Here is a 5,852-nt window from a genome sequence, read left to right on the forward strand (position 1 = left end):
GTTCCATGCTGGCTGCGGTCTGTTCGACGCTGCTCGCCTGCGTCGCGATCCGCGCGGCGATGTCGCCGCTGCCGGCTGCAATGTCGACCGTGCCGCGCGCGATGTCGGCGGAGCTGTTGCGCACCTGCGCGACGATCCGCGCGAGGCCGTCGCCGATCCCGTCGACCGCCTGCACGAGCCGGCCGATTTCGTCGTCGCCCGCAGGGCCGTGCGTGGCCGCGCCATCACGGATGCGCACGCTGAGATCGCCCGCCGCATAGCGCTCGGAGGCCCGTGCCGCCGCATCGAGCGGCCGGCTCACGACGCGGCGTACCACGATGACGAACAGCGTCGCGAACGCCGCGACGAGCACGGCGCCGATCATCAGGAAGCGGTTGCGGGTGGCGCGCATCGTGGCGAGCAGTTCGTCGTCGAGCGCGATGCCGCCGACGAGCCACTGCCACTGCGGAATCGTCGTGAACGACACGAATTTCGCGGTCGGCCCGCCATCGTGCGCGGCCGGGTCGGTCGACGTGTACGCGAGCCGCCCCTGGCCGGCCGCGAGCATCTGCGCGTACGGCGCCCGCGCGTCGTCGGCAGGCTTGCCGTCGGCATCCGGATGCACGACGAAGGTGCCGCGCGACGGGCCCTGCGATGCATCGAGCACGAAGTAGTAGCCGTTGTCGCCGATCTTCAGCGACCGGATGCCGTCTTCGACGAGCTTGAGTTCGGCGCCGATGTCGAGGCCGACGAACAGCGCGCCGATCACGCGGCCGGTCGCGTCGGTCACCGGCTTGTACTGCGTGATGTACGGCCGGCCGAACAGCTTCGCGAGGCCCGTGTAGCTGCGTCCGGCGACGAGCGGTGCGTACGCGGGGCCGGCACGGTCGAGCTGGGTGCCGACCGCACGCGAGCCGTCCTGCTTCTTCAGCGACGTCGTGATGCGCACGAAATCGTCGCCGTTGCGCACGAAGATCGTTGCGATCGCGCCGCTTTTCTTCAGGAACTGGTCGGGAATCGAATAGTCGAGGTCGAGCGGCTGGCCGCCCGCGTAGAGGGTTGGCGCGGCGACGCCGCCGATGTCGACGGTGCGTGCCGCGTCGAGCGAGAAATCAGGCGGCAGGAAGCTCGCGAACAGCGACATCGAGCGGTTGGCTTCGGCCGACAGCGCCTTGTCGAACAGGTCGACCATCGCGCGGATCGACTGTTCCTTGTCGACGATCCGCATGTGTGCTTCTTCAGCGAGCTGCTGGCCGGCGAAATGAGCGAGCGTCCACGCGAAAACGGTAAACAGCAGGGCGACGAGCGCGCACGCCAGCGCGGCAAGACGCGCGCCGACGCTCACCCGGCCCAATTGGGTCAATCTCATGCAACATCCTGAGTGGGGAGGGAGAGGAGGCGGAACGCACGCGTCACCGCTAGTCGCCCGGTTAATACGGCAACTTCGGCGAAATCTTTAGCGGTGCGTCGTCGATGGCGGCGCCGGCGGGTGCGGCGGTCGCGCGGGTGTGCGACGAGATGAGGGTGTCAGTGCGTCACGAGCCACGCGATCACGAGATACCGCGCGACCTTCGCGACGGTGACGATCGCGAGAAACGACGGCAGCGGCTCGCGCAGCACGCCGGCGATCATCGTCAGCGGATCGCCGATCACGGGCGCCCAGCTCAGCAGGAGCGACCAGCGGCCGTAGCGTGCATACCAGCGCTCGGCGCGCGCGAGCGCAGCGGGCTTGACCGGAAACCAGCGGCGCTCGCGGAAGTGCTCGATGCCGCGCCCGAGCGCCCAGTTGATCACGGAGCCGGCCACGTTGCCGATGCTCGCGACGAGCACCAGCGCCCACACGGGTTCGCGCCCGGCGATCAGCAGGCCGGCGAGCACGGCTTCGGACTGGAGCGGGAACAGGGTCGCGGCGACCATCGACACGGCGAACAGGCCGCCGTAAGTGAGCAATTCGGACATCGCGCGATTGTACCGGGCACGCGCCGGCCAACCTGGGGCACAGGGTCACACGGTCATGCGTTCAGGCATCAAGCGGCGTCGGCCGTGCCGAACAGCAGGTGCGAGATCAACGACTTGTCGACGGGTTCGTCGTTGAGCGTGCTGGCCAGCAGTTCGCCCGCGAGCTGCTGCGGCGAGAACACCATGTCGGGCTTCAGCAGGCGCAGCCGTTCGAGGTTGCGCTGGTGGTTCACGAGCGCGACCGTGCGCACCGACGGCGCGATCTCGCGGATCGCGAGGATGATGAAGGCATTTTCGGCGTCGTCGGAGCGCAGCGCGAGCACCGCGCGCGCGGTCGCCGCGCCGGCGCTTTCCAGCACCGCGTGGTCGGTCGCATCGCCGACGATCAGGTCGGTCGTGGCCGGATAGTTGTGCTCGACGCCGCCCGGCACGACGACGGTCACCGCGTAGCCGCGCTTGCGCAGCCCGTCGTGCACCGCATGCGCGACGGGTGTCGCGCCGACGATCAGGTAATGATGCTTGCGGATCACGTTCGAAATGCCTCCCTTGACGATCCGTTTCAGATTGCCGCCGATCACGGGGCCGACGACCGCGCTGATCGACGTCGCGAACACCGTGATGCCGAGCACGATCACCGACGCGGTGAACAGGCGCGCGGTCGGCGCGTGCGGAACGATGTCGCCGTAGCCCACCGTCGACATCGACACGATCGAGAAATAGACCGCCGTGGCGAGATCGTGGACGGGCGGCGTGAATTCGTCGCCGAGATACAGCACGCCGAAGGTCGCGTAGATCAGCAGCGACACGATGCTCAGCAACGCGAACAGGCTGCTCGCGGCGACGCTCGCGCGGTCGAAGTGCCGCCAGTAGTACAGCAGCGCGACGGCCAGCACGGCCGTATAGACGAACACGGCGTGGCTGCGATAGCCGCCGAGCACGCTGATCGCGGCGGCCGCGACCAGCAGCAGGATCGACAGCACCCACGCGACGCGGGCGCGCAGCACGATGCCGATGGCCATCGTCGCGAGGCCGGCCGCGACGATCACTTGCGGCAACACGACGAGCCCGGCGTTGTCGATGAGGTTCAGCGCATCGGCGAGCCATGCGTGATGCACGCCGAGCTTCGCATGCTCGACGACGGGGCGCAGCACCATGAGCGCATCGAGCGCGAGAAGGAGAGCGAGATACCAGTGCAGGCCGACCGGCGCGAACAGGCGCCGCAGGCGGGGTGTGAGGAGCTTCATCCAGTCGCCCGGCTGGCCGGGCATGTCCAACGAAACAGCCGCTACCCTAAAGCATTCGGCGATCGCCTGCTTTTTCGAGGCACCTTGACGGCGGCGGCGATGAAGCCCGCCGCCCGGCCGTTCAGTTCCAGCCGACCATGATCGCGCCCATCCCGACGAGCAGCCCGCCCGTCACGCGGTTCATCGCGCGCATCCGCGCGGGCCGTTGCAGCGCGCGGCTCAGCCGGTGCGAGAACAGCGCCATCGACGCGACGCCGCCCGCGAACAGCACCGCGAACGTCGTCGCGAGCAGCAGATACTGCTGGTTCAGGCTCCAGTCGGCGCTGGGGCTGATGAACTGCGGGAAGAACGACGGGAAGAACAGCAGCGTCTTCGGATTGAGGCCCGAGGTCGCCAGGCCGCGCCAGAACAGCGCGCGGTGGGAGTCGGTCTCCGCCGCTGCCGGCCCGGCCGAGGCCGCGGGCGCGCCGGCCGGTGCACGGCTGAGCCATTGCTTGCAGCCGAGCCAGACGAGGTAGGCCGCGCCGGCCCAGCGCAGCACGGTCAGCGCGCGTTCGTCGAGATGCACGAGCGAATTCAGGCACAGCGCGGTCAGCGCGAGTTGCAGCAGCACGGCGAGCGTGCCGCCCCAGACGCACGGCAGCGCGCGGCGCCAGCCGGTGCGTAGCGCCTGGTTCATGGTGAGGAGGTTGACGGGGCCGGGAGCGTAGACGAGAACGGCGGAAGCAGCGAGAAACGAGAGGTAAAGCCTGAACGACATGACGGGTAGGGCAGGAACAGGAACACGGGCGCCGAAGCCGCGCGGCCGGATAGGCGCGCGGGCGGCGGGGAATCGCATGCCTGCTGGCCGGCACCGCAACTCGTGATTGCGGCCATGCGTCCCGGTGCGAAGGGGTTGTCGCGGGGAGCGTGCCGGACAGCAGGCATGGGTAAAAATATATCAAGGGGCCGGATTAAAAGGCTTCCGCTTTTCCACACAAACCGACACAAATCCGGAATGTCGTTCAGATAGAATCCCGGTTTTCAGAAGAAGATTCTTCCTGCCATGGCCACACGTGAACGCTCGCCGAAAACGCTCGACAGTCAGGACCGCAAGATCCTCGGCGCACTGCAGAAAAATGCGCGTCTGTCGAACGCCGAACTGGCCGAACAGATCGGCATGTCGACCACCGCGTGCTGGAACCGCACGCGGCAGCTCGAGGTGGACGGCTACATCGACGGTTACGTCGCGCTCGTCAATCAGCGGAAGCTGGGCTATGCGGACATCGTGATCCTCGAAGTCACGCTCGATCGCCATGAGGACGACGCGCTCGCGCGCTTCGGCGAGGAACTCGCCGCACTGCCCGAGGTGCTCGAGGCCTATCTCGTGTCGGGCGAGTACGACTACTGGATCAAGGTCGCGGTGGACGGCACCGCCGGCTACGAGCGTTTCCTGCGCGAAAAGCTGTACAAGATTTCGAGCATCCGTCACAGCCGCTCGATGTTCGCGCTGCGCTGCATGAAGGACGTGCCGTCGATTCAGGTGTGATGGGAGTCAGCATGCGGCCGGCGTTGCAACGACGGCGCAGGTGGCTGCGCGTGGGCGCGGGGAAAGGTGGCAACCGGGTGTGGGGCGAGCCGCATCGCGCGGTTCGGCACCCGGGCCGGCAAAGCGGATGAATCTTCCATCCGGGACGATCCGGCGTAATCGCGCGCCGGCTAGATAACGGCGGCCCGCCCGGGCAACCGTCAGACAAAACCGCGCCGGCGCCGATCGGCGCCGGCATCGGCTTCAATTCAAGGTGACTTCTACGCGCTCCCGACGCTGCGAGCGCATTCGACCGGGGCAACCGCGGCCGGTTTCCGACCGACAGCCAGACGATGCGCCATGCGCTGCATGCCGATGCCCGACGCTGCGGCCTCGTGGCGCGCGTCCGGGCAAGCGGGTCAGGCAGGGCGTGGTGCGATCAACTGGCGGCCGGTCGTGCCGTTCAGTGCGGCAGGCGTGCGTGTGCTTCAGCGATGACTTCGCAGTTCTCGAGGTGGAGTGCCCAAGCTTCTGCAATCAGGTCGCTCACACGTGCGAGCCAACCAGCGGATTCGGTGGAACGGTCGGAGACATTAGACGTTTGCATGACGAAGCCCCATATAGGTGGCGAGTTAGGGATAACCCTAATCATAGCGAAACGTCTCCGCTTTGTGAAATGCGATTTCGTTATATGAGAATTACTGACATTTGGTGTTGCTGCTTTGCAACATGAATATCGGATGCCTGCGTGTGGCCCACAGGCGTGACGAGGCCGTGCCAGCACGGCCTCGCATGGAACAGGAAAGGGGATTCGAGCGGTGGGAGGACGTCGGTCGCGGCGTGCAGCGGCTTACCGGCCGATCCACCCGAACCGCCACGACAGCCGCCGCGTCGCGGCGAGCAACGCGTGCGCGAGGTCGCTGTCCGGCCCGCGCGGGAAGCCGCGCGACGAGCCGATGATCGCGATCACGAGCCGGATGCTGCCGGTGTGATCGAACACGGGCGCGGCAACCGTCCCGATGCCGGGCACCGGCGCGTCGAATGCGAAATCGAGTTCGGCCGCGCGGATCGTCGCGAGTCGCGCGCGGGACGCGGCGTCGGCCAGCGCGGCGGCGTTGCGCGCCCGGCGACCGGGGCTGGCCTCTGGCCGCGCCGCATCAGCC

General features: G+C 67.7%; 5 protein-coding genes and 1 pseudogene. 1 reads left to right on the forward strand and 5 read right to left on the reverse strand.

Annotation, left to right across the window (positions count from 1 at the left end):
• The 4 genes from G3N99_RS33460 to G3N99_RS33475 all read right to left on the reverse strand — a co-directional run.
• A partial coding sequence (locus tag G3N99_RS33460) for a methyl-accepting chemotaxis protein (RefSeq protein WP_206124513.1) occupies positions 1 to 1,348 on the reverse strand: 1,348 nt, incomplete at its 3' end.
• Positions 1,349 to 1,506: 158 nt separating this feature from the next.
• Entirely contained in the window at positions 1,507 to 1,938 is a 432-nt protein-coding gene (locus tag G3N99_RS33465) for a YqaA family protein (RefSeq protein ID WP_046547713.1), read from the reverse strand.
• Between the two features lie 68 nt (positions 1,939 to 2,006).
• Complete coding sequence (gene kch / locus G3N99_RS33470; RefSeq protein WP_174983122.1) at positions 2,007 to 3,182, reverse strand: voltage-gated potassium channel protein; 1,176 nt, start codon at positions 3,180 to 3,182, stop codon at positions 2,007 to 2,009.
• A gap of 121 nt (positions 3,183 to 3,303) precedes the next feature.
• Positions 3,304 to 3,942, reverse strand: coding sequence for a LysE family translocator (locus G3N99_RS33475; protein ID WP_206124514.1), 639 nt, complete (start codon positions 3,940 to 3,942; stop codon positions 3,304 to 3,306).
• 285 nt (positions 3,943 to 4,227) lie between these two features.
• Here G3N99_RS33475 and G3N99_RS33480 point away from each other — a divergent pair, with 285 nt between their 5' ends.
• On the forward strand, positions 4,228 to 4,710 hold the full coding sequence (locus tag G3N99_RS33480) for an Lrp/AsnC family transcriptional regulator (RefSeq protein ID WP_021159229.1): 483 nt from the start codon (positions 4,228 to 4,230) through the stop codon (positions 4,708 to 4,710).
• An 829-nt stretch (positions 4,711 to 5,539) separates the two neighbouring features.
• Here the strand turns inward: G3N99_RS33480 and G3N99_RS33485 are convergent.
• A pseudogene (locus tag G3N99_RS33485) lies at positions 5,540 to 5,852 on the reverse strand (IclR family transcriptional regulator); the annotation flags it as partial.

The sequence above is a fragment of the Burkholderia sp. Ac-20392 genome, from assembly GCF_017104585.1.
Taxonomy (GTDB): domain Bacteria; phylum Pseudomonadota; class Gammaproteobacteria; order Burkholderiales; family Burkholderiaceae; genus Burkholderia; species Burkholderia lata.

What these genes read in the sequence shown, in the direction of transcription:
- G3N99_RS33465 (WP_046547713.1), bottom strand. Translation starts at nt 1,938, where the DNA reads ATGTCCGAATTGCTCACTTACGGCGGCCTGTTCGCCGTGTCGATGGTC.
- kch (WP_174983122.1), bottom strand. Translation starts at nt 3,182, where the DNA reads ATGAAGCTCCTCACACCCCGCCTGCGGCGCCTGTTCGCGCCGGTCGGC.
- G3N99_RS33475 (WP_206124514.1), bottom strand. Translation starts at nt 3,942, where the DNA reads ATGTCGTTCAGGCTTTACCTCTCGTTTCTCGCTGCTTCCGCCGTTCTC.
- G3N99_RS33480 (WP_021159229.1), top strand. Translation starts at nt 4,228, where the DNA reads ATGGCCACACGTGAACGCTCGCCGAAAACGCTCGACAGTCAGGACCGC.